The organism is Exiguobacterium sp. s70 (genome assembly GCF_018618315.1).
GTDB classification, from domain to species: domain Bacteria; phylum Bacillota; class Bacilli; order Exiguobacteriales; family Exiguobacteriaceae; genus Exiguobacterium; species Exiguobacterium chiriqhucha.
Genome location: NZ_JACSLV010000015.1, coordinates 1 through 1,294, shown reverse-complemented (window position 1 = coordinate 1,294; position 1,294 = coordinate 1). Strand labels below are relative to the sequence as shown.

Genomic DNA, 1,294 nt, shown 5'->3' with positions numbered 1-1,294 from the left:
TAGACTGACCTAGCGAAATGAGACACTAATAAAAACACCTTGATTAGGCTGCCATCCCACCGTATTTTATCGGTGTGAGGTAGCCTAATTTTTCTTGGATACGTTCTTCGTTGTAGTAGGTCAAGTAATGGTTCACCCGTTCATGCACTTCCTGGTCGCTTAACGAGTTGAACTTGACGTACTGGAAGCCCTCAGACTTCAAGTTCGAATGGAATGATTCGATCACCGCATTATCCCAACAGTTGCCTCTTCGAGACATGCTGCTCGTCAGATGGCTCCTCTTAACGAAATCTTGAAAGGCATATGAGGTATAGACACTTCCTTGGTCCGAATGGATGATGACCCCTTCGGGGTTGTTCCGGCTTTCCAACGCCTTCTTTAACGTATCGATGACAAGGGGCGTCTGTTGATGCTCGTACAACTTATAGGCAACGATCTCATTGTTGAATAGGTCGATGATGGTCGAAAGATATTTCGTCGTGCTCCCGTATTGGATATAGGTGATGTCCGTCACCCACTTCTTATTCGGTTCACTGGCCGTGAAGTCTCGTTTGAGAAGGTCAGGTGCGATGATGATGCTCTCACCCTGAGACCTCCATTTTCGTTTGGGTTTGATCCGACACTGGAGATGGTGCTTTTTCATGATTCTCTGTACGGTGTTCCGGTTTGCTGTTAACTCATAGTTTTGCTCTAACAGGGCCTTTATCTTTCGATGTCCATATCGATATTTCGTATGCTTACATACTTCGACGATTGCTTGCTCTAGCACCGAAGGGTGCTTCACCGGTTCTCTGACCCAACGGTAATAGGTTGCCCGTGGCACGTCTAGGACACGTAGGATCGTCGTGATCGTATATTTCCTCTTCAGGAGTTCTACAGTCTTTAGGATTACTTCTTTCTCAACTCTCTTTCGATCTCCATGAATTTTTTTAAGATTTCGTTCTCCGTCTTCAGGTGGGATAGTTGACGCTCTTTCTTGTCATCCTCGCTGGCGGAATCAGGACCAAGTCCGTAGGTGTACTGCTTCCCGATCGGCTGGTCAAATCGATAGATTTCATTGGACCGATACCATCTCATCCATGTGTGGATCTGGGACTCACTTTTGATTCCGTGTTTCTCCATGATTTCTCTATTCGTCAACTCACCGCTCAGTTTGTCTTTCACCACTGCCCATTTCACTTCACTTGAATATACGTTTTTGCCCACGCAAAAACACCTCCGATGCTAGCACTTTTTTAAAGTGTACCACTGCGAAGGTGTTTTTATATTGTCTCAAAAATTTAGGTTAGCCCAC

Annotated in this window: 1 protein-coding gene; it reads right to left on the bottom strand. The window is 45.5% G+C overall.

Annotated features, from left to right (window positions below):
* Positions 1-43: 43 nt before the first annotated feature.
* A protein-coding gene (locus tag KNP84_RS15075) for an IS3 family transposase (protein WP_125318026.1) occupies positions 44-1,206 on the bottom strand; the annotation gives its coding sequence in 2 pieces (ribosomal slippage) (positions 44-930 and positions 930-1,206; 1,164 coding nt in all).
* Between the last annotated feature and the right edge of the window lie 88 nt (positions 1,207-1,294).